The sequence below is a fragment of the Stenotrophomonas rhizophila genome, assembly GCF_007667275.1.
GTDB classification, from domain to species: Bacteria; Pseudomonadota; Gammaproteobacteria; order Xanthomonadales; family Xanthomonadaceae; genus Stenotrophomonas; species Stenotrophomonas maltophilia_AE.
On sequence record NZ_VDQT01000002.1, the window covers coordinates 283,848 to 305,422 of the forward strand.

21 protein-coding genes are annotated in these 21,575 nt (G+C 64.8%); 8 read left to right on the top strand and 13 right to left on the bottom strand.

The window, feature by feature from the left end:
- Positions 1–73: 73 nt before the first annotated feature.
- The 8 genes from FSZ13_RS07365 to FSZ13_RS07400 all read right to left on the bottom strand — a co-directional run bounded on the left by FSZ13_RS07365 (position 74) and on the right by FSZ13_RS07400 (position 8,133).
- The gene (locus FSZ13_RS07365; RefSeq protein ID WP_145478905.1) at positions 74–514 is read right to left on the bottom strand and encodes a Na+/H+ antiporter subunit G; all 441 of its coding nucleotides are present in this window, start codon (positions 512–514) and stop codon (positions 74–76) included.
- The gene (locus tag FSZ13_RS07370; protein WP_145478906.1) at positions 511–795 is read right to left on the bottom strand and encodes a K+/H+ antiporter subunit F; all 285 of its coding nucleotides are present in this window, start codon (positions 793–795) and stop codon (positions 511–513) included. The genes FSZ13_RS07365 and FSZ13_RS07370 overlap by 4 nt, the downstream gene beginning before the upstream one ends.
- Positions 792–1,298 (bottom strand): Na+/H+ antiporter subunit E, encoded by a 507-nt coding sequence (locus tag FSZ13_RS07375; RefSeq protein WP_145478907.1) that lies wholly within the window; start codon positions 1,296–1,298, stop codon positions 792–794. Before FSZ13_RS07375 ends, FSZ13_RS07370 begins: the two co-directional genes overlap by 4 nt.
- Positions 1,295–2,830, bottom strand: coding sequence for a monovalent cation/H+ antiporter subunit D (locus FSZ13_RS07380; RefSeq protein ID WP_145478908.1), 1,536 nt, complete (start codon positions 2,828–2,830; stop codon positions 1,295–1,297). Before FSZ13_RS07380 ends, FSZ13_RS07375 begins: the two co-directional genes overlap by 4 nt.
- A complete protein-coding gene (locus FSZ13_RS07385; protein WP_145478909.1) occupies positions 2,827–3,213 on the bottom strand; it encodes a Na+/H+ antiporter subunit C in 387 nt (128 codons plus the stop codon). The genes FSZ13_RS07380 and FSZ13_RS07385 overlap by 4 nt, the downstream gene beginning before the upstream one ends.
- Positions 3,213–6,041 carry a monovalent cation/H+ antiporter subunit A gene (locus tag FSZ13_RS07390; RefSeq protein ID WP_145478910.1) on the bottom strand — a complete coding sequence of 943 codons (2,829 nt, stop codon included), beginning with the start codon at positions 6,039–6,041 and terminating at the stop codon, positions 3,213–3,215. Before FSZ13_RS07390 ends, FSZ13_RS07385 begins: the two co-directional genes overlap by 1 nt.
- A gap of 387 nt (positions 6,042–6,428) precedes the next feature.
- The gene (locus FSZ13_RS07395) at positions 6,429–6,914 is read right to left on the bottom strand and encodes a DUF962 domain-containing protein (protein ID WP_145478911.1); all 486 of its coding nucleotides are present in this window, start codon (positions 6,912–6,914) and stop codon (positions 6,429–6,431) included.
- A 292-nt stretch (positions 6,915–7,206) separates the two neighbouring features.
- A complete protein-coding gene (locus FSZ13_RS07400; RefSeq protein ID WP_186308870.1) occupies positions 7,207–8,133 on the bottom strand; it encodes a phosphoribosylaminoimidazolesuccinocarboxamide synthase in 927 nt (308 codons plus the stop codon).
- 143 nt (positions 8,134–8,276) lie between these two features.
- On the opposite strand from FSZ13_RS07400, the gene FSZ13_RS07405 reads away from it, so the two are divergent.
- The 5 genes from FSZ13_RS07405 (at position 8,277) to yegS (ending at position 11,773) form a co-directional block, all read left to right on the top strand.
- Positions 8,277–8,606, top strand: a complete 330-nt coding sequence (locus FSZ13_RS07405; protein WP_070207432.1) for a J domain-containing protein — start codon at positions 8,277–8,279, stop codon at positions 8,604–8,606.
- 40 nt (positions 8,607–8,646) lie between these two features.
- Positions 8,647–9,324 (top strand): ribulose-phosphate 3-epimerase, encoded by a 678-nt coding sequence (rpe, locus tag FSZ13_RS07410; RefSeq protein ID WP_068854293.1) that lies wholly within the window; start codon positions 8,647–8,649, stop codon positions 9,322–9,324.
- 2 nt (positions 9,325–9,326) lie between these two features.
- Complete coding sequence (locus tag FSZ13_RS07415) at positions 9,327–9,818, top strand: GNAT family N-acetyltransferase (RefSeq protein WP_145478913.1); 492 nt, start codon at positions 9,327–9,329, stop codon at positions 9,816–9,818.
- 193 nt (positions 9,819–10,011) lie between these two features.
- A complete protein-coding gene (locus tag FSZ13_RS07420; RefSeq protein WP_145478914.1) occupies positions 10,012–10,716 on the top strand; it encodes an NYN domain-containing protein in 705 nt (234 codons plus the stop codon).
- Positions 10,717–10,846: 130 nt separating this feature from the next.
- Positions 10,847–11,773 carry a lipid kinase YegS gene (gene yegS, locus FSZ13_RS07425; RefSeq protein ID WP_145478915.1) on the top strand — a complete coding sequence of 309 codons (927 nt, stop codon included), beginning with the start codon at positions 10,847–10,849 and terminating at the stop codon, positions 11,771–11,773.
- A gap of 65 nt (positions 11,774–11,838) precedes the next feature.
- Here yegS and FSZ13_RS07430 read toward each other — a convergent pair whose 3' ends face one another.
- The 5 genes from FSZ13_RS07430 to FSZ13_RS07450 form a co-directional block, all read right to left on the bottom strand.
- Complete coding sequence (locus FSZ13_RS07430) at positions 11,839–12,681, bottom strand: ankyrin repeat domain-containing protein (RefSeq protein WP_260844115.1); 843 nt, start codon at positions 12,679–12,681, stop codon at positions 11,839–11,841.
- Positions 12,682–12,753: 72 nt separating this feature from the next.
- On the bottom strand, positions 12,754–13,578 hold the full coding sequence (locus FSZ13_RS07435; RefSeq protein ID WP_145478916.1) for an ankyrin repeat domain-containing protein: 825 nt from the start codon (positions 13,576–13,578) through the stop codon (positions 12,754–12,756).
- Positions 13,579–13,671: 93 nt separating this feature from the next.
- Positions 13,672–14,550, bottom strand: coding sequence for an ankyrin repeat domain-containing protein (locus FSZ13_RS07440; RefSeq protein ID WP_260844116.1), 879 nt, complete (start codon positions 14,548–14,550; stop codon positions 13,672–13,674).
- 35 nt (positions 14,551–14,585) lie between these two features.
- Positions 14,586–15,395 (bottom strand): ankyrin repeat domain-containing protein, encoded by an 810-nt coding sequence (locus tag FSZ13_RS07445; protein ID WP_186308871.1) that lies wholly within the window; start codon positions 15,393–15,395, stop codon positions 14,586–14,588.
- A gap of 108 nt (positions 15,396–15,503) precedes the next feature.
- Positions 15,504–16,364: an ankyrin repeat domain-containing protein gene (locus FSZ13_RS07450; RefSeq protein ID WP_260844117.1), complete on the bottom strand. Its 861-nt coding sequence runs from the start codon at positions 16,362–16,364 to the stop codon at positions 15,504–15,506.
- A 113-nt stretch (positions 16,365–16,477) separates the two neighbouring features.
- On the opposite strand from FSZ13_RS07450, the gene FSZ13_RS07455 reads away from it, so the two are divergent.
- The 3 genes from FSZ13_RS07455 (at position 16,478) to FSZ13_RS07465 (ending at position 21,575) form a co-directional block, all read left to right on the top strand.
- The gene (locus FSZ13_RS07455) at positions 16,478–18,883 is read left to right on the top strand and encodes an XVIPCD domain-containing protein (RefSeq protein ID WP_260844118.1); all 2,406 of its coding nucleotides are present in this window, start codon (positions 16,478–16,480) and stop codon (positions 18,881–18,883) included.
- Between the two features lie 356 nt (positions 18,884–19,239).
- A complete protein-coding gene (gene trpE, locus FSZ13_RS07460) occupies positions 19,240–20,715 on the top strand; it encodes an anthranilate synthase component I (RefSeq protein ID WP_145478918.1) in 1,476 nt (491 codons plus the stop codon).
- A gap of 65 nt (positions 20,716–20,780) precedes the next feature.
- On the top strand, positions 20,781–21,575 hold the full coding sequence (locus tag FSZ13_RS07465; protein WP_145478919.1) for an SIMPL domain-containing protein: 795 nt from the start codon (positions 20,781–20,783) through the stop codon (positions 21,573–21,575).

Here is a 21,575-nt window from a genome sequence, read left to right on the forward strand (position 1 = left end):
CCTGCGTGGCTGCGCTTCATCCGGAGACCGCGAAGCCACGCAGGGCGTGGCTCTACGAGTGGTTCGCCACGGACTAGAGATTGTGTTCCGGGGGCGCGCTAGGATCCGTGCGCGCGGCGACGCGTTCGTCGTCATGGCGCTCCTCTGTCACATTGCGCGGCAACGGCGGCGGCAGCTGCTCGTCCTTCGCGGTCTCATGCCCCGGCAGGCTCGGTCGCTTTTCCATCATCAGCGACAGCGCGGCCTTGGCCATCATGTGCGCGCTGATCGGCGCGGTGATGAACAGGAACACGGTGATCAGCAGCTCGCGCGGCTGCGGATCTTCGCCGAGGAAGATGTGGTACAGCACCGAACCGAGCAGCACGCAGCCCACGCCCAGCGTGCTGGCCTTGGTCGGCGCGTGCAGGCGCTTGAAGAACGTGTCCAGCTTCACCAGCCCCAGCGCACCGACCAGGATGAAGAAGCAGCCGAACAACAGCAGCAGCGACAGCGCGACCTGGATGAAGGTGATCATTCGACGATGTCCCGGCGCAGCACGAACTTGCTCAGCACCACCGTGCTGCCGAACCCCAGCATGGCGATGACCAGCGCGGCTTCGAAATACACCGCTGAATTCAGGTACATGCCAAACAGCATCAACTCGGCGATGGCCGTGATCGACAGCGTGTCCAGTGCCAGGATCCGGTCCGGCACGGTCGGTCCGCGCAGCAGCCGCCAGGTGGCCAGCAGCATCGCCAGGCCGACCACGTGCATGCACACCACGATGGTGGTCTGGATGAAGGTGAAACCGGTCATGGGAAGATCTCCATCAGCGGGGCCTCGTAACGGGACTTGATCTGCTCGATGAGCGCATCCGGGTCGTCCAGGTGCAGCACGTGTACCAGCAGGTGACGGCGATCGTCGGAGAGCGCGGCCGAGACCGTGCCCGGGGTCAGCGTGATCATGCTGGTGAGCGCGGCGATGCCATGGATGTTGGCGATGTCCAGCGGCAGCCAGATGAAACCGGGGTGGATCCGGCGCTCGGGACCCAGCACCTGGATGGCCACGCGGATGTTCGAGACCAGGATGTCCCACAGAGTGACGCAGATCAGCTTCGGCACCGGCCGCAGCGAGCCGATCTTCGCGAATTCGCGGTCCAGCCGTGCCGCGAACAGTGGCACCACCACGCCCAGCAGCATGCCCAGCAGGATCTGGCCAAGGGTGAAGCTGTCGGACATCAGCACCCAGAAGGCAACCACCGTCACGCTCAGCGACGGCGACGGAACCAGGCGACGGTACAGGGAGCGGCGTGCGTTCATGGCTGGCGGATCTCCGGCGGAGTGGCGCGCTCGGCATCCACGTACTGCGCCGGGTGCAGCAGCTGCTCGGCCATGGCGTCGGTGTACTGCATCAGCGGGTTGGCGAAAACGCTCATGCCAATGCCATAACAGAGCAGCAGCGCGGCGGCGAACAGTTCCACGGTGCGGGTAGGGGCCTTGCGCGGTGGCGGCACGCCTTCTTCCACGACCGGTACGCGCCAGAACAACCGGATCCCGCCGCGGGTGATGCCGACGATGACCATCAGGCTGCTGCCCAGCACCGCCGCCCACACGACGCCGGTATAGGGCGCGGGCATCCCCGCCAGCAGGGCCGCCTTGGCCAGGAAGCCGGACAGCGGCGGCAGTCCGGCCACCGACACCGCGCCGATCAGGAACAGCACCGCCGGGGTTTCCTTGCCCGGCATCGGCGCGATGATTTCCTTGCGATCGCTGGCGCCACCGCGACGGCGGCGGATCAGGTCGGCGATGAGGAACAGCGCGGCGGCCACGAAGGTACTGTGCGGCAGGTAATACAGGCCGGCGGAAAGCACCTCGGGGGTCCGGATCGAGAACGCGATGAACAGCGTGGCCGCCGACACCACCACCAGGTAGGAGATCAGTACGCGCAGCCGCGCCGCAGCGAGCACGCCCAGCCCGCCCAGCAGCAGCGTGGCCACGCCGGCCCACAGCAGCCATTGGCTGCCGTAGCCGGCCATCGCCCCCGCGTCCTCGCCGAACCACAGCGTGCTCACCCGCAGCATCGCGTACAGGCCGACCTTGGTCATGATCGCAAACAGCGCGGCCACCGCCGCCGGCGCGCGCGCGTAGGCTTCGGGCAGCCACAGGTACAGCGGCATCAGCGCAGCCTTGCTGCAGAACACCAGCAGCAGCAGGCCCAGCGTGGCCTTGACCAGGGTCAGGTGGGTGGGCGGCACCTCGGCGATGCGCTGCGACAGCTCGGCCATGTTGAGCGAGCCCAGCGACGCGTACAGCAGCCCCAGCGCGATCAGGAACAGGGTCGAGGCGGTGACGTTGAACACCACGTAGTGCAGGCCGATGCGCATGCGCAGGCCACGACCGCCACTGAGCAGCAGCCCGTAAGAGGCGATCAGCATCACCTCGAAGAACACGAACAGGTTGAAGATGTCGCCGGTCAGGAACGCGCCGTTGAGGCCGACCAGCTGGAACTGGAACAGCGCGTGGAAATGCGGCGCGCGACGGTCCCAGCCCGAGCAGGCATGCAGCAGGCACGGAATGGCCAGCAGCAGGGTGGTCAGCAGCATCCAGCTGGACAGCCGGTCGGCGACCAGCGCGATGCCCAGCCGCGAGGGCCAGTCGCCCAGCAGGTATACCGCGATGGTGCCATCGGCGGTCTGCGCGAACAGCAGCGCCACCGACGCGGCCAACGCGGCCAGCGTGGTCCAGGCCACGGTGCGCTGCACCTTCGGCCCATAGCGGCGGTGTTCGACGAACAGCGAGCACGCGGCACCGAACAGCGGAACCAGGATCGGCAGGATCACCGCATGGTTCATGCGCCGCCCTCCCGGCCGGGCGCGGTGTCGGGCTTTTCGGCCGCTTCATCCTCGTGCGCGTCGACGTGGTCGCTGTGGTTGTCGCTGCGGCTGCGCATGGCCAGCACGATGCTTACCGCGGTCATCGCAAACGCAATGACGATGGCGGTGAGCACCAGCGCCTGTGGCAGCGGGTCGGTGTAGTTGCTCAGGTTGCTGTCCAGGCCTTCCTTCAGCACCGGGGCCTTGCCGGTGACCAGGCGGCCGCCGGAAAAGATCAGCAGGTTGGTGGCATAGGACAGGAACGTCATGCCGAGGATGACGTCGAAACTGCGCGCTCGCAGCAGCAGGTAGATGCCGATCGCACCGAGTACGCCGATCGCACTTGCCAGGGCCAGTTCCATCAGTGCATCTCCCCGGTGCGTGCCGAACGGCGGTTGGGATCGATCTCACCCTTGCGGGCGTTGCGGGTGCGCGAAGGCTTCACCGTGGCCATCATCGACAGCATCAGCATCGCCCCGCCGAACACCACCAGGTACACGCCGGTGTCGAAGCCGATCGCGCTCGCCAGCGGCACCGTGCCGATCAGCGGAATGTCCAGGTCGAGATGGCCGCTGGTCAGGAACGGGACCCCGAACAGCATCGAGGCGCTGCCGCTGACAATGGCGATCAGAAGACCCGCACCGATGCACCGGATGTAGTCGAAGCCGAAGCGGGATTCCACCGACGCGGTGCCCTGGATGACGTACTGGATCAGCAGCGGCACCGCCAGCACCAGGCCGGCGATGAAGCCGCCGCCCGGCGCGTTGTGGCCGCGCAGGAACAGGAAGATCGACACGGTGAGGGTCAGCGGGAACATGATCTGGGCAAGATCGGCCGGCACCGGCAGCTTGACCGGCGGCCCTGGCATGACCTGCTCCGGCGCCATCCGCGTGCGTCGCAGCATCGCGTGCACCACCAGCGCGGCGATGCCGAACACGGTGATCTCGCCGAAGGTATCGAAGCCGCGGAAGTCCACCAGGATCACGTTGACCACGTTCTCACCGTAGGCTTCGGGCAGCGCGCGCGCGACCAGTTCGCCGGCCATGGTGTTGGGGGGCAGGGTCATGGCGCTGTAGGCCATTGCCGCCAGTCCGCCGCCACCGATCACCGCGATCAACGCGTCGCGGCGTTTGCGCCAGCGCGACCGCTCCGGCGGCGACTGCGCCGGCAGGTAGTTCATGCCCAGCAGCATCAGTACCAGGGTGACCATTTCCACCAGCAGCTGGGTCAGGGCCAGGTCCGGCGCGGACAGGAACACGAAGGTGAGCGACACCATCAGCCCGACGCCACCGACCACCAGCACCGCGAGCAGGCGCTGCCGGTAGACGAACAGCGCGCCCAGCGCGCAGGCCATCATCACCCCCCACAGCGCCCAGCCCAGCAGCGGAATCGGCTGCGGCGACGGCCAGTTGGGCGAGACCGGGTTGGCCACGAACGGCGCGGCGGCCACCACGATGGCGACCACCACCAGCGCCATCAGCATGCGCTGCAGGCTGCCGTTGGCCAAGCCCTGGGTCAGCCGGTGGGCGAAGCCGAACACCAGGTCCAGCTGCTTGTGGAACAGGTTGCGCCCAATGGCATGGCTGACCACGGCATGCAGGTTGATCAGCCGGCGCAGCCCGAAGTACAGGGCGATGCCACCGAGCACGCCGGCGATGCTCATCACCAGCGGCAGGTTGAAGCCGTGCCACACCGACAGGCTGTAGGCCGGCATGGCCGGACCCAGGATCGAAGAGGCCGCCGCGTGCAGCACCGGTGCCACCGTGATCGCCGGGGCAACGCCGACCGCCACGCACACCACCACCAGGATCTCCACCGGCACCTTCATGAAGCGCGGCGGCTCATGCGGCACCCGGTCCAGGTCGTGCGGGCCCTTGCCGAAGAAGGTGTCGTGCACGAAGCGCAGGCTGTAGGCAACGCCGAGCACGCCGGCCAGCAGCGCGGCGATCGACACCGCGATGCGCATCGGCTCCGGACCCTGCGCGGTGATCGCCTCGGCAAACAGCATTTCCTTGGACAGGAACCCATTGAGCAGCGGGATGCCCGCCATCGCCAGCGAGGCGATGATTGCCAGCGCGCTGGTAAAGGGCATCAGCCTGCGCAGGCCACCCAGCCTGCGCATGTCGCGCGTGCCGGTTTCATGGTCGATGATGCCGGCGGCCATGAACAGCGAGGCTTTGAAGGTGGCGTGGTTGAGGATGTGGAACACGCCGGCCACCACCGCCATCGGCGTGGACAGGCCGAACAGCAGGGTGATCAGGCCCAGGTGCGAGATCGTCGAATAGGCCAGCAGCCCTTTCAGGTCGTGCTGGAAGATCGCGTTCCAGGCGCCGATCAGCAGAGTCAGCGCGCCAATGCCGCTGACCGTATAGAAGAACAGGTCGGTGCCGGCCAGCGCCGGGTGCAGGCGTGCCAGCAGGAACACGCCGGCTTTGACCATGGTAGCCGAGTGCAGGTACGCCGACACCGGGGTCGGGGCAGCCATGGCGTGCGGCAGCCAGAAGTGGAACGGGAACTGCGCGCTCTTGGTGAAAATGCCGGCCAGCACCAGGAACAGGGCCCACGGGTACAGCGCGCTGGCGCGGATCGCATCGCCGGCGGCCAGCACCGCGTCCAGTTCGAAGCTGCCCACGATGCGGCCGATCAGCAGCACGCCGCCGAGCAGGGCCAGGCCACCGCCGCCGGTGACCACCAGTGCCATCCGCGCGCCTTCGCGGGCATCCTGGCGATGCGACCAGAAGCCGATCAGCAGGAACGAGCTGATGCTGGTCATTTCCCAGAACACCATCAGCAGCAGCAGGTTGCCTGACAGCACCATGCCCAGCATGGCGCCCATGAACAGCAGCAGGTAGCAGTAGAAGCGGTGGGCGTTGTCGCGCGGGCTCAGGTAGTAGTGGGCATACATCACCACCAGCGCGCCGATCGCCAGCACCATGCCGGCGAACATCCAGGCCAGCCCGTCCAGCCGCAGCGAGAAGGCCAGCCCGATCTGGGGCAGCCAGTCCCCGAAACTGCGCACCACCCCGCCTTCGAGGATCGCGGGGGTGAGGGTGGCGAGCAATGCCAGTCCGCCCACGGGCGCGGCCGCAGCCAGCCAGGCGGCGGTGGCACGGGAACTGCGGCGGAGCACAACCACTGCAACCGCCATCAGGAAGGGCAGCGCGAGCAGCAGGAGAAGGGTCGGATTCATGCAGGGAATGCGGGATTCACGAGCAGGCCTTTCAGTCTAACAGGCGGGGATTTGTCGCCGATATACTCGATTACGCCATCAACTGCATGCAACGTGCGTGATTCATCTTTTTGCGGCGGCGTGCGCGGTCCATTCGGGCCCGTTCAAGGCCGTATGGAAACGCTGCCAGCGTGGCGTTCCTGGCCATGTGGCTCCGGTTCAGCCCAGCAACCACGGGGCCTCCCCCCGGTGCCGGCCTTACCGCCGATGAATGCCCCGATCTCCCCCGGAGGCCACCCACAGCCATGCTGGACCCGCAGCCGTGGAGCAGGGGTGAGCTTCATTTCGTTCAGGTTCGGCAGCGATGACGTAATGCCACGCCCTGCGTGGCAAGCGCAGTCCAATGAATCAGTATCGCCATCCCATCTGGCGATAGCCCTTGGCCATCACCCAGGCCGGTCCGATCAGCAGATAGGTCAGGTCGGTCAGGAAGCTGGGCTTGCGCCCTTCGACCTTGTGGCCGATGAACTGGGCAATCCAGGCCACCACGAACACCCCCAGCCCCAACCAGCCCAGGTTGGCCAGGCCGATTTCCGCTTCCAGCAGGCGGCAGGTGCAGCCGCACACGAACAGCAGGGCCAGCATGCCCAGCCCGAGCCGGCGCGAAAGCTTGTTGTAGAAACACCACGCGGTGAACATCGCCAGCCCCGCCCACACCCCGTACTGGAACCAGGTGATCAGCGGCGGCACGCACCACAGCAGGGCAATCACCGACCACAGGATCGCCGGCACTGCCACCACATGGATGCGCTGGTTCAGCGTGTTGCGGTGGTCGTTGGAATAGCTGGCGAAATAGCGATCGATGGGTCGCACAAGCTGGGTCGTGGTGGACATTGAGCCTCCGGAGTGACCACAGAATACTCCCGACAGCGGACGGGTAGGGCAGGGCAGGGCGGGACGGGACGGGTAGAGCGGACTGCTAGTCCGCTGCTCCGCCGCAGCCGACTAACAGTCGGCTCTACCCCGCAGCCGACTAACAGTCGGCTCTACCCCGCAGCCGACTAACAGTCGGCTCTACCGCGCAAGCCGACTAACAGTCGGCTCTACCCCGCAGCCGACTAACAGTCGGCTCTACCGTTGGAGTGCAGCACGCCGCACTCCATGCCGCCGGCTTCGACCGGCGGCATCAATCGACCGAAATACCCGCCAGCCTCTGCAGGGCCTCGGCGTACTTGGCCCGGGTGCGTTCGATGACCTCGGCCGGAATGCTCGGGCCCGGGGCGGTCTTGCCCCAGTCCAGGGTTTCCAGGTAGTCGCGGACGAACTGCTTGTCGTAGCTCGGCGGGCTGGTGCCCACTTCGTACTCGTCGGCCGGCCAGTAGCGCGAGGAGTCCGGGGTCAGCATCTCGTCCATGATGTACAGGCGACCATCGGCATCGGTCCCGAACTCGAACTTGGTGTCGGCCAGGATGATGCCGTGCTCGCGGGCGTAATCGGCGGCGAACTTGTAGATGCGCAGGGTGGCGTCGCGCACGCGCTCGGCCAGGTCCGCGCCGACGGTCTTCACCATCGCATCGAAATCGATGTTCTCGTCATGGTCGCCCACGGCGGCCTTGGTCGACGGGGTGAAGATCGGCTCGGGCAGCTGTTCGGCCTGGCGCAGGCCGTCGGGCAGTTCGATGCCACTGACCTTGCCGGTACGCTGGTAGTCCTTCCAGCCACTGCCGATCAGGTAGCCGCGGGCAATGGCTTCCACCGGCACCGGCTTGAGCTTGCGGGTCACCACCGCGCGCCTGGCGTACAGCGCCGCGTCCACGCCCTCGGGCAGCACGCTGGCCACGTCGATGCCGGTCAGGTGGTTGGGCATCAGGTGGGCGGTCTTGGCGAACCAGAAGTTGGACACCTGGCAGAGCATTTCGCCCTTGCCCGGGATCGGATCGGGAAGCACCACGTCGAAGGCCGACAGACGGTCGGTGGCGACCATCAGCAGGTAGTCCCCCGGCGGCGTGCCGGCGGGCAGCCGTTCGCGCGGAATGTCGAAAACATCACGCACCTTGCCGCGATGGCGCAAGGGCAGGCCGGGGAGATCGGATTGCAACAACGTGGTCGGCACGGGCACTCCTGGGGCTTCGTCGAGACAGCTGTCCAGGGCACCCGGAGGGCCCGCAGGGACAGCGGGCGGCCTAGTGTAAAGCGGGTTGGGGCCGCTGTGACGTAAAATGAGGTTCCTTTGTTGCCGCGGCCGACCCGACGACCATGCGCTGGTACGGAAAACTGCTCGGATTCATCGCCGGGGCCCTGCTTTTCAGGCCCAATCCGCTGTTTGGTGCCGTGGTCGGCCTGCTGATCGGGCATGCCTTCGATTCCGACTGGTTCCGGCTGAACAGGGAGAACCCCTACCGCGAGCTGGGGCTGACCTCCGAGGCCACCGATGCCGAGGTCGACCTGGCCTACCGCCGGCTGATGTCCCAGTACCATCCCGACAAGGTCGTGGGCGCCGCCCCGGAGCTGCGCCAGCAGGCCGAGCGCAGGTCGCGCCAGCTCAATGCCGCCTACGACCGCATCAAGACCCTGCGCAAGCGCTGAGCGCGCGCCGCCCCCTCTCCACGTCCTGAAGGCCCCGGCCATGTCCAACTGCATCATTGCCCCGTCCATCCTGTCCGCCAACTTCGCCCGCCTCGGCGAGGAAGTGGACAACGTGCTTGCCGCCGGCGCCGACTGGGTGCACTTCGACGTGATGGACAACCATTACGTGCCGAACCTGACCATCGGCCCGATGGTCTGCCAGGCGCTGCGCAAGCACGGCGTGACCGCGCCCATCGACGTGCACCTGATGGTGGAACCGGTGGACCGCATCATCCCGGACTTCGCCGAGGCGGGTGCCACCTACATCAGCTTCCACCCCGAGGCCAGCCGCCACGTGCACCGCACGATCCAGCTGATCCGCTCGCTGGGCTGCAAGCCGGGCCTGGTGCTCAATCCCGGTACGCCGGTGGATATCCTGGACTGGGTGCTGGACGACCTGGACCTGGTGCTGCTGATGTCGGTCAACCCCGGTTTCGGCGGCCAGGCCTTCATTCCCTCGGCGCTGGACAAGCTGCGCGTGGTGCGCCAGAAGATCGATGCCAGCGGCCGCGACGTGCGCCTGGAAATCGATGGCGGGGTCAAGGCCGACAACATCGGCGCGATCGCCGCCGCCGGCGCCGACGCCTTCGTGGCCGGCTCTGCGATCTTCAACGCGCCGATCAGCTACAAGGACGTGATCGACCAGATGCGCCACAACGTAGCCAAGGCACGGGGCTGAGCATGGGTGCGCCGGCGCTGCAGATCCGCGAGGCCACCGCTGCCGATGCCGCGCTGATCCTGCGCTTCATCCGCGAACTGGCCATCTACGAGAAGGCGGAATCGTCGGTGCAGACCGACGAGGCCGGCATCGTCGCCAGCCTGTTCGGCGAGGGCGCCAAGGCCCGCGCGCTGGTCTGCGAAGCCGGTGGCGAGGCGATCGGCTACGCGGTGTACTTCTACAACTATTCCACCTGGCTGGGCCGCAACGGCATCTACCTGGAAGACCTGTACGTGAGCCCGGCCAGTCGCGGAAGTGGCGCCGGCAAGGCGCTGCTACAGCACATCGCACGCCTGGCCGTGGCCCAGGGCTGTGGTCGCTTCGAATGGTCGGTGCTGGACTGGAATGAGCCGGCCATCAAGTTCTATGAAGCCGCCGGTGCCAAGCCGCAGAGCGAGTGGACGGTGTACCGCCTCGAGGGCGAAGCCCTGAAGGCGTTTGCCGGAGGAGGTTGAACGCATGTGCGGCGAAGGCCATGATCGGAGCTATCAATGTTCGAGCTGTAGCCGATAGGGACAAATGCCTTGTCACGCGGATGTCGCCGTAACAGAATTGGTCCATCCAGCCCTCCAAGTACGCCCCCCTACTGATCGCGGGACGGCCGAAACGGGGGCTTTTTTTTTGATCACGTTCCGCGGAGGCAAAGGCATGCCCACTGCAGTCCTCATCGACGGCGGCTACTTCATCAAGCGATTTCGGCGGATCGAGCCAGAAAATGCATACAACGCGCCCCGGGCGGCTGATCAGGCCCATCGATGGGCTTTAGCGCACCTTCGTTCGCCCACGGGCGAAACAAGGAATCTGTATCGAATCTTCTTCTACGATTGCCCTCCGCTTCTCAAACGGATGCACAATCCGATATCAGGTCAGTGCGTTGACTACTCTCGTTCACCAGAAGCGCTCTTTCGACGGGAGCTGCACGAGAAACTGCGTCAGATGCGCAAGGTTGCCCTGCGACTGGGCCACTTGACCGACTTCAATACGTGGTCTGCCAGCCCCGGGGTACTTGATGATCTGCTGAAGGGACGTCGATGTTTCGCCGATCTTGCAGCCGAAGACGTCCATCCAGTGATAAGGCAGAAAGGGGTCGACATGCGAATAGGCATCGACATCTCTTCCCTCGCCCTGAAGCGGCAGGTTCGTCAGATCATTCTGATGGCCGGCGACGCCGATTTCGTGCCCGCAGCAAAGTTGGCCAGGCGCGAAGGGGTCGACTTCGTATTGGACCCCATGTGGTCCGCCATTCCGCAAGGCCTGGTCGAGTATATAGACGGGATGCGCTCGGTCTGCCCCCGGCCCCAAAAAAAAGACCGCACCCTTGAGAATGCGGCCCTGGGAATAGCGGGAGGCTGATCCTGCCTCCATCCATCGTCCCTGCTATGGACTTCCATTCTCCGGGCGCCCGGTGACCGTTTGATGACGTTCACTGCCACTGAGCCACCGGGCTGATAGCCTGCGCCTCCCCCTCCCATGGAAGTGCGGTATGCGTGGTCCTCGCTGGCGTCTGATCCTCAATGGCAAGTCCACGGGCAACGTCGAGCTGCGCGAGGCGGTGCATGCGCTTCGCGAGCAGGGTGTGACGCTCGAGGCCCGGGTCACCTGGGAAGATGGCGACGCCGAGCGCTACGTGGCCGAGGCCATCGAGCATGGCGTGGATACCATCATCGCCGCCGGTGGCGACGGCACCCTGAGCGAAGTGGCGGAAACCCTGGCCCACCGCGACGAGGCGGCGGACGCGCTGCCGACCCTGGGGCTGGTGCCGCTGGGCACGGCCAATGACTTCGCTACCGCGGCGGGCATTCCCGACGAGCCGATCCAGGCGCTGCAGATGATCCTCGCCCAGCCGGCATGCCCGCTGGACCTGCTGCGGATCGACGCCGACGGTGACCTGTGGTGGTGCGCGAACGTGGCCAGCGGGGGCTTCGGCACCGAAGTGACGGTGGAGACCGACGAGGGCCTGAAGAAGGTGCTCGGCGGGTTGGCCTATCTGGTGACCGGCATCTCCCGGCTGGGCCGGATCGAGCCCATCCAGGCGCGGCTGCGCACCCCGGACTTCAGCTGGGAGGGCGGCTTCATCGCGCTGGGCATCGGCAACGGCCGCCAGGCCGGGGGTGGCCAGGTCCTGTGCCCCGAAGCGCTGGTCAACGATGGCCTGCTCGATCTCACCGTGATCCCGGAGCTGAGTGGCGAAGTCGCCTCGACGCTGGGCGCATTGATCCGTGGCGGCAAGCAGGGCGCGCTGGAGCAGGTGGCCGAGCGCACCCGCGCGCCGTGGGTGGAAATCGATGCCGACGAGCCGATGACCCTCAACCTGGACGGCGAACCGGTCCGCGCGCGCCGCTTCCGCATCGACTGCGTCGCAGCACGCGTGCGCATGCACCTGCCGCTCGACAGCGCGCTCCTGCAGTAGCCGTTGCCGCATCACTCGCCGTAGAGCCGGGCTCTGCCCGGCTGCTCTTGCCCTATGCAACTGCGTCACAGCAGCGGAACATCCTCTTCCCGTGACGGGAACTTGAACGCCTCACGCTTCTTGCGGATGTGTTCAGGCATCGGCGGACGCGGAATGTTGCGCGCGATCAGCCATTGCTGACATTTCTTCTGCCACGGCAGAAGATCGGGCGTGGTGATTTCCCAATAGATGTCTTCCACCATCATCTGGCGCGCGGGACTGCTTGATCCCGACGCAGCGGGTGCAGAAAGGGTCGGGTCCGCGCCGTGCTCCAGCAGCCAGTACGCCGCGTCGAAACCACCGCGGGCGGTATACCAGCTCAACACCGTATCAGCCTTGCCCAGGTTGTTCTCGTTGACCTTCGCGCCCGCTTCCACCAACTGTTGGACGTTCTTCCATTGGTTGCCGTTGATGAACGCCTGGAACAGCAACGATTCCCCGCCACTGCTCCGCGTGTTGGGGTCGCCGCCATGCTTCAGGAGCAGCTGCAGAAAGGCGGGATCCTCCAACCGAGCGGCATACATCATGGCGTTGTTGAACTTGAAGGGATTGCCGTCGATCTCCCGCACCTGTCGCGCATTCGGATCGGCCCCGTTGTCTAGAAGTGCGCGAAGGCCGTCCAGATTGCCTGCGCGGAGCGGCCACGCCACGATGGGGATCCCATCGCGACGGCCGAACGTAGAGTCAGGATCGACCCCTTCATCCTTGATCAAGCGGCGGACGGCTTCCGCGTCCCCCGTCTCGGTTGCGACGGCGAGCTGCAACGCCTTGTCGTTGAAATAATCGCCAGCGCCATGTGAAGAAGATGCCGCGCAGCCACTGACCAGATGCAAAGCCAGAAGTGCCATTACAGCAAGTGCAATTTTCACGGCAATGGTCGTCAGAGGGCGTGGAAGTAGTCTCAACTTTGGTACTCGGAAGGATCAGGATGGCCAAAATCTTCAGAGAAGAGGGACGTCCTCTTCTTTGGTTGGGAACCCAAAGGCTTCACGCTTCTTGCGGATGTGCTCAGGCATCGGTGGACGCGGGATGTTTCGTGCGATCAGCCAATGCTGACACCTCTTCTGCCACGGAAGCAGGTCGGGTGTTGTGATTTCCCAGTAGATGTCTTCGACCATCTTCTGCCTGGCGGTGCCATCCGATCTACTGGCCGCCTGCTTCGAAATCGTGGGATCCGCGCCATGCTCAAGCAGCCAGTAGGCCGAATCGAATCCCCCTCGTCTTGTGTACCAGCTCAGAACCGTGTCATCGCCCATGCTCAGGCTGGATTCGTTGATGTTCGCGCCGTTCTCAATCAGCGTCTGGATGTTCTTCCACTGGTTCCCACTAAGGAATGCCTGAAGCAGGAGAGTCTCATTGTTGATGTTGCGCGTGTTCGGGTCTCCGCCATGTTTGAGCAGAAGCTCAAGGTAGCTTGGATCGTCCATTTTGGCTGCGTAGACCATCGCATTGTTGAAGTGAATCATCTCTCCATTCATGTGCTTGGACTCACGCACATTAGGATCAGCGCCAGCCTCAAGCAGCGCCCTTAGTCCCGCCAGGCTGCGGGCGCGTAGTGGCCACGCAATCAGTGGTATGCCATCGCGGCGTGCAAAGGAAGAGTCGGGCTCTACGCCTTCATCTTTGATCAAGTGGCGGATGGTCTCCGCGTCCCCAGTCTCGGTCGCGACGGCAAGCTGCAACGCTTTGCCGTTGAAATATTCGCCAGCGCCATGTGAAGACGACGCCGCGCAGCCACTGACCATGAGCAAAGTAAGTAGCGCCATGGCGGCGAGCGCAATTTTCCTGAAAACGGTGGTTGCAGGGGGCGAAACTAGTCTCAATTCTCGTCCTCGAAAGGGGGCAGGATGGGCAAGTCTTTAGAGAAGAGGCACGTCTTCTTCTTTGGTTGGGAATCCAAACGCTTCACGCTTCTGCCGGAGGCCGTCCGGCATGGGCGGCCGTGGAATATTCCGAGCGACCAGCCACTGCTGGCATTTCTTCTGCCAGGGCAGGATATCTGGCGTGGTCACACCCCAATAGATGTGCTCGGCCATGATCATTCGATTGGGCTTACCCGACGTTTTAGGCGGGGTAAGCATGATCGTCGGATCCGCACCATGCTCCATCAACCAGTACGCATGTTCGAAGGCGCCGCGAGTGGTATACCAGCTCAACACCGTATCGGCGCTTCCCCGATTTGCCTCATTGATGTTCGCACCATTCTCGACCAGGAGTTTGACGTTCTTCCACTGGTTGCCAGAGATGAAGGCTTGGAACAACAGGGTCTCGTTGGCAGAGTTACGAGTGTTGGGATCCCCGCCATGCTTGAGGAGCAGCTCAAGGAAGCGTGGATCGTCCATCTCGGCGGCGTAGACCATCGCGTTGTTGAAGCGGAGTTCGCGACCCTCCACTTGCTTCACCTGACGCGCGTTCGGGTCGGCGCCGTTTTCCAGAAGTGCGCGCAGTCCCTCCAGGTTCCCTGCGCGCAGCGGCCATGCGACCAAGGGAATACCGTCGCGCTTGGCGAAGACACTGTCGGGATCGACCCCTTCATTTTTGATCAGGCTGCGAATGGTTTGCATATCGCCGGTTTCGGTCGCGATAGCCAACTCCAATCCCTTCCCATCGAAGTAGTCATCGGCGCCATGCGAAGAAGCTGCCGTGCAGCCGCTGAACACAAAAAGCATCAGCCATGCGGTTACCGCCAGCGCGGCCTGCACTACATGAGTCGCTTCAACCTTTGGCAAGCCTTTCAACGCCGGTGCTCCGAGGATTCAGGATAGATGCCTTGTCAGAGAAGGGGGGCATCCTCTTCTCTCGTGGGGAACCCAAAGGCTTCACGCTTCTTGCGGATGTGCTCAGGCATCGGTGGACGCGGGATGTTTCGTGCGACCAGCCATTCCTGGCACTTCTTCTGCCAAGCCAGAAGTTCGGGCGTGGTGACGCCCCAGTAAATCTCCTCAACCATCATCTGTCGCGATGGAAGGTTGGATCCAGCGGGCGGACGCGACGAAATGGTCGGGTCTGCGCCATGCTCCAGCAGCCAATAGGCAGAATCAAATCCGCCCCGGCTGGTGTACCAACTCAGAACCGTGTCATCTCCCTTGGTGAGGTTGGACTCGTTGATGTTCGCGCCATGCTCCAGCAACGTCTGGATGTTCTTCCATTGATTTCCGCTGAGGAACGCCTGCAACATCAGCGTTTCATTGGCAGAATTGCGCGTGTTCGGATCTCCACCATGCTTCAGGAGCAACTCCAGAAATCGCGGGTGTTCCATTTTCGCGGCGTAGACCATCGCGTTGTTGAAGCGAATCTCCCTGCCGTTCGTCTGTTTCACTTCGCGCGCATTCGGATCGGCCCCGTTGTCCAGCAGTGCGCGAAGACCTTCCAGATTGCCTGCGCGGAGCGGCCACGCCACGATGGGAATCCCATCGCGACGCCCGAACGTAGAGTCGGGATCGACCCCCGCATCTTTGATCAAGTGGCGGATGGCTTCCGCGTCACCAGTCTCTGTTGCGACAGCCAGCTCCAATGCCTTGCCGTCGAAATATTCGCCAGCGCCATGCGAAGAAGATGCCGCGCAGCCACTGACCAGAAGCATAGTCAGAAATGCGATAGCAGCAGATGCAACCTTCGCGGCGTGGAGTGCTTCAGGAGCGGGAAGTATTCTCAATTCTGGGGCTCGGAGAGGTCAAGGAGGGGCGCATTCTTAAAGAAGCGGAACATCCTCTTCTCTCGTTGGGAAGCCAAAAGCTTCGCGCTTCTGCCTGATTCCGTCTGGCATTGGCGGACGCGGGATGTTGCGCTGGATCAGCCACTGCTGGCACTTCTTCTGCCACGGCAGAAGATCCGGAGTGGTGATGCCCCAGTAGATGTGCTCCGCAACGAACATGCGGTCCGGCTCGCCGATTGATGACTTGAGCATCACGCTCGGGTCCGCGCCGTGCTCAAGAAGCCAGTAAACGTGTTCGAAGGCGCCACGTCCGCTGTACCAGCTGACAGGGGTATCGGAAGGGCCGAGGCTGGGCTCATTCACGTCCGCGCCGCCCTCGACCAATTGCTTAACGTTGCTCCACTGGTTGCCGCTGATGAATGCCTGGTAGAGCAATGTTTCGTTGTTGGAGTTGCGCGTGTTGGGGTCGCCACCATGCTTCAGGAGCAATGCGAGAAAGCGCGGGTCGTCCATCTTGGCGGCGTAGACCATGGCATTGTTGAAGTGGACCACCTCACCGTTCATCTGCTTCACCAGTCGCGCATTGGGGTCTGCGCCGTTTTCCAACATGGCGCGCAAGCCATCCAGGTTCTTGGCCCGCAAGGGCCACGCCAGCAGTGGAACGCCATCGCGGCTGGAAAATGACTTGTCGGGTTCAACACCGTCGTCCTTGATGAGCCGCCGAATGGCATCTACATCGCCGTCTTCGCTGGCGATCGCCAGCTTCAACTCGCTCCCCGAGAAATACTGGTCTGCACCATGTGCGGACGTCGCGGCGCACCCACTGAGCGCAAAAAGTGTGAGCCATGCCGCACTTAGAAGGGTTTTTGTCATCAAGTTGTGAAGGCCCGCGCGCATGATCATCCTGATGTTGAGCCCCTGAAGGGGTGACATTAGCAAAACGTTCTGTTATTCGATAACCAGCGCGGCTCGGGGGGAACGCGCGCCTTCACTGTGCAATGGAGCTTGCCATGAGTGGTCCCGATACTGAAACGCGCGCCCGCGCCATCCGCGAACAGAGTCGTCTTGTCGAGCAGCTGCGTGAAAGCGGCAACGATAGCGAAGCGGACCGTCTGCAGGAAACCTACCATGCGAGCGAGATGGCCGGTCTTGCCGCCGATGTCTATCAATCAGCCAAGGGTGATGGCAAACCACCTGTCGGTTGGATCCGCGCCAGTGCTGATCCGGAGGCCCTTCGAGCCGCTGGCATCAATATGACGGATGAAGAAGTTCGCAATCATCTCAGCCCCACGCAGTCTGGGTTCCGCGCAGAGATTTACATTCCTGACAAGGGCGTATTGGGTGAGGGGGCCAAGCCGGTCGTCGTATTCAAAGGCTCGACAGGCGAAATCATCGATCCTTCCGTTCCGAGTGGTCGGCGCGAATCTGGCGGCGAGGACTTCCTCAACAATGGCCAGCAGGGTATCGGCATGCGTAGCGATTACTACGATCGCGCGATGACGCTGGCGGTACGTCTGCAAGACCGGGTCGGAAACAACTTCGAAATCGCCGGCCACTCCCTCGGCGGCGGCATGGCGTCCGCCGCCTCTGCCGTCACCGGTGCCCGCGCCACTACCTTCAACGCGGCCGGCCTGCATCCCGACACGCCGGCGCGTTTCGCCAAAGAAAACGGTCTGCCGACCTTCAATCCGCAGCAGACGGTGCACACCTACCAGGCCGCTGGCGAGGTGTTGAATGATGTACAGAACGGCATGCAGAAGCTCAGCGACGAACAGCGCCGGGGCTACGGTGTGCTCGCCAATGAAATGGGCATGCTGCTGAAAGAGCCGGCCATGCAGAAGCTGGTCGGCGACAAGCTTCGCGAGATGATGCCGGCGGGGGCGCAGACCTCGGCCGCGCAGTTCGTCGAACAGCTGGCGACCAAGCCTGGGCAGGAGGCGCTGCGGAACATCCCCGTGGCGGCGGGCAAGCTTGAGTTGTTGCTTGACTCCAAGATGGTCGACAAAAGTGACAAGGACGCCAGCATCGTCGACCGCCCGAACGTGGCGGCACCCAGCCAGGTGGCGGAGCTTGCGGGCCCGCTGTCACACGCGCTGCATGCCACTGGCTACGGTATGCGTGGAGGCCGCATCATCGGCGAGCAGGTCGAGTGGGTGGGGGCAGCTGGCGCGCACGTGCTGGACAAGGCGGGCGATGGTGCCGAGGTCGTGCTCAAGACCCAGGGCATGGCCATTGGCCAAGTGGTGAACTTCGGTTCTGCCACCCTGCAGGTCGGCACCAAAGCCGGCACCACTGTAATCGCGTCCGGACGCGAGCTGACCGGCGGCATCGAAGCCACCCTGCATCGGGCCGAATCGCAGGCGCGCTCGGGTGGCATGTCGGCACTGTCATGGATTACTGACAAGGTCGGCTTGGACAGCGTGTCCGAGCGTCTGGCCAAGGAAGCCGAGCGCACCCGCCACGACGGCGAACACCGGGCACAAAGCGCTACCCGCCACGCGCAGTCCGACGCAGAAGGCATCCGTGCGGTGGGCGACCGCAGCGCCGCCGCCATTGGCCACAATGGTCAGTGGGTGGCGGGCAAGCTGCAGAACGGGTTCGCCACCGCCGGCGCCTATGTGGACAGTGGTTACGATCTGGCTGCGTCCCATGTGAAAGGCATCAGCTCGCACGCTCCGGCCGTCTTCGCTACGGTGGGCGGAGCAGGGGCAGGTCTCACCACGGCCGCGGCTACCCACGTGCCGGCGGGGCCGCCACCGCTGGCGCTGCACAACCTCTCAAACCTCGCCAGGTCTGCGCGGGTGATCGAGGGGCTCAGCCCTTCCTTCGGCGAGGCGGCAGCGCGCCACGGCATGGCCGATACCGTCATTCCGAGTCTCGATGCCGAGCTGATCAAGCAGGAAGCGCAGGCGCGCGCGCTGCTGGAGCAGCATGAGCGCATCCAGCACCCGACGGAGAAGCACGCGGCCATCGCCGCCGAGCCGTCCACGCTGGTGGTCGGCATCAACGATCCGGACCACAGGCAGTACCACATGTTCCAAGGCGCCCAAGCCGGGGTGCACGGCATCGATGCCGCCCACAACCGCGTGCCCGACCTGCAGAGCGACCAGCTGGCCGGTGCGCTGGCGGCGAAGGCCACCCAGGAGGGTCTGGAACGCATCGAGCGGGTCGTGCTCAGCGAGGACCGCACCCGCGTGTTCGCGGTCGATACCCAAGACCTCGATTCGGTCCACCGCCAGTTGGCCCAGGTGGACGTGGTGGCCGGCCGGCAGCAGCCGCTCAGCGTGAGCACCGAGCAGGTGGCCGAGGTCAACCGCCAGCAGGAACGCACCGCTGCTGCCCCGGCGCTGGTGGCCGACCTGGGGGCCGAGCAGCAGCGCGAGCAGGAGCAGCAGGCCGCGCGCCGGATGGGATGAGGCGGGGCGGGTGGGACCGGCGGCGGCCGCTGGAACGGCCGCCGGGATTGGCTGGCACGCCTGGAACGCCTGGAACGGCTGGCACGGGTGGAACGGCTGGAACGAGGGTAGCGCCGACTGTTAGTCGGCTGCCCGGTCAAGCAGCCGACTAACAGTCGGCGCTACCTCCGGCCTGAGGCCTTTGTCCATTGGGCTGCCACGCCCCGGGTTCCATCCGGTGCCGCCAATGCGGTACAGTCCCCGGGTGTCCATTCTGACGACCCCGCATACCCTTTCTTCCGCTCGCCGTGGTTGGCGATGGTGGCCTGTTGCCGTCGTCCGTCCCGCCACCGCCGTTTCCCGGAAGGAAAGTCGTCTTGATCACGCTCGAGCAGTTCCAGCAGCAGGCCGCTGAAGGCCACACCCGCATCCCCGTCGTCCGTGAAGTGCTGTCCGACCTGGACACGCCGCTTTCGGTCTATCTGAAGCTCGCCGACGGCCCGCACACCTATTTGTTCGAATCGGTCGAAGGCGGCGAACGCTTCGGGCGCTACTCCATCATCGGCCTGCCGGCCCGCCGTGTGTACGCCTTCCACGGCCACACCCTGACCGTCAGCGAAGCCGGGCAGGTGGTGGAAACCCGTGACGTGGCCGACCCGTTCACCGAAGTGGAGGCGCTGCGCAGCGCCCATTCGGTGCCCAAGCTGGCCGGCCTGCCGGGCTTCACCGGCGGGTTGGTGGGCTGGTTCGGGTTCGAGTGCATCGGCTATATCGAACCGCGCCTGGCCCCGCCGCGCGGCCGCGATGAGCTGGGTACGCCGGACATCCTGCTGCTGCACTCCGAAGAGCTGGCGGTGTTCGACAACCTCAAGGGCCGTCTCTACCTGATCGTCCACGCCGATCCGGGCCAGCCCGGCGCATGGGATGAGGCACAGGCGCGGCTGGACCGACTGGTGGCCAAGCTCCGCGCGCCCGGCGCGGGCTATCCGGCGCCCATCACCCGCGACGTACTGGACGAAAACGACTTCGTGTCCGGCTTCACCCGCGAAGGTTTCATCGCCGCGGTGGATAAATCCAAGGAATACATCCGCGCCGGTGACATCTTCCAGGTGGTGCTGAGCCAGCGCCTGAGCGTGCCGTTCAAGGCACGCCCGGTGGATGTGTACCGTGCGCTGCGCGCGCTGAATCCGTCGCCGTACATGTATTTCCTCGACACCGGCGACGTGCAGGTGGTCGGCTCCTCGCCGGAAATCCTGGTGCGCCTGCAGGATGGTGAAGTGACCGTGCGCCCGATCGCCGGAACCCGCCCGCGCGGCGCCACGGTGGAAGAAGACAACGCGCTGGAAGCCGAACTGCTGGCCGATCCGAAGGAACGCGCCGAGCACCTGATGCTGATCGACCTGGGCCGCAACGATGCGGGTCGCGTCTCCAAGGCCGGCACCGTGGAAGTGGGCGAGCAGTTCGTGATCGAACGCTACAGCCATGTGATGCACATCGTCAGCGAAGTCACCGGGCAGCTGCAGCCCGGCCTGAGCTATGCCGACGTGCTGCGCGCCACGTTCCCGGCCGGCACGGTCAGCGGCGCGCCGAAGATCCGTGCGCTGGAAGTCATCCGCGAACTGGAACCGATCAAGCGCAACGTGTACGCCGGCAGCATCGGCTACATCGGCTGGCACGGCGATGCCGACACCGCGATCGCCATCCGTACCGCGGTCATCAAGGACGGCCGCCTGCACGTGCAGGCCGGTGCCGGCATCGTCTACGACTCGGACCCGGGCAAGGAATGGGACGAGACCATGAACAAGGGCCGCGCGCTGTTCCGTGCCGTCGCCCAGGCCGCCAAGGGTCTTTGAGGTCTACGTGCCGTGGCCCAGGCCACGGTGTTCACTGCATCCATCACCCGACAAGGATCAACCGCATGAAGCTGCTGCACGCACTGCTGCTGTCGTCGACACTGGCCATGGTGGCCCCGAGCGCGTGGGCGCAGGCCAATACCGTACCGTCCGAACCGCACCTGCTGGTCAAGGGGAACGCCAGCCGCACCGTGCTGCCAGACCGTTTCGTGGTGAAGATAGCGCTGGAGTCGGTGGACATGCAGACCGATATCGCCCGAAAGCGCGTGCAGGCCAACAGCGAGCGGGTGATGCAGCTGTTTACCCAGCATGGCGCCATCGCCGATACGGTGCGCGCTGACAATCTCAGCATCGAGCCGTCCACGCGCTACGACGACGGCAAGGACGTTTTTGAAGGCACGGCCGTAAGCCGCGACCTCGAAGCCGCGTTCCCGACCGCCCAGGCCCTGCAGGCTTTTCTCGGCGAATTGAAAGCCAGTCGCGAAGTACAGGTGAGCACCGCCACGCCGACCTACTCCGGCGCAGCCCGCGTGCGTGCCGAGCTCAAGGCCGAAGCGGCGGCACAGACGCGTGCGTCGGCCAAGGGGCTCGCCGACGCCTATGGCGCGCGGATCACCGGGCTGTACAGCATCTCCGACGTGGCTCCGAGCTTCGCCTACGGTGTCCAGGCAGGCACCTGGCCAACCGCGCCCGGCGCACCGGACCGTGAGGACTACGCCGAAGGCCGCTCGCTGGATCGAGTGCAGGTCACGGGCAGCCGCGCCCCCGCGCCCGCCGCGGTGGGCGAACTGCTCGCCGCCGCCCCCATCACGTACACCGAAAACGTGTACGCCATTTTCCTCATCAAAGACGGATCCTGA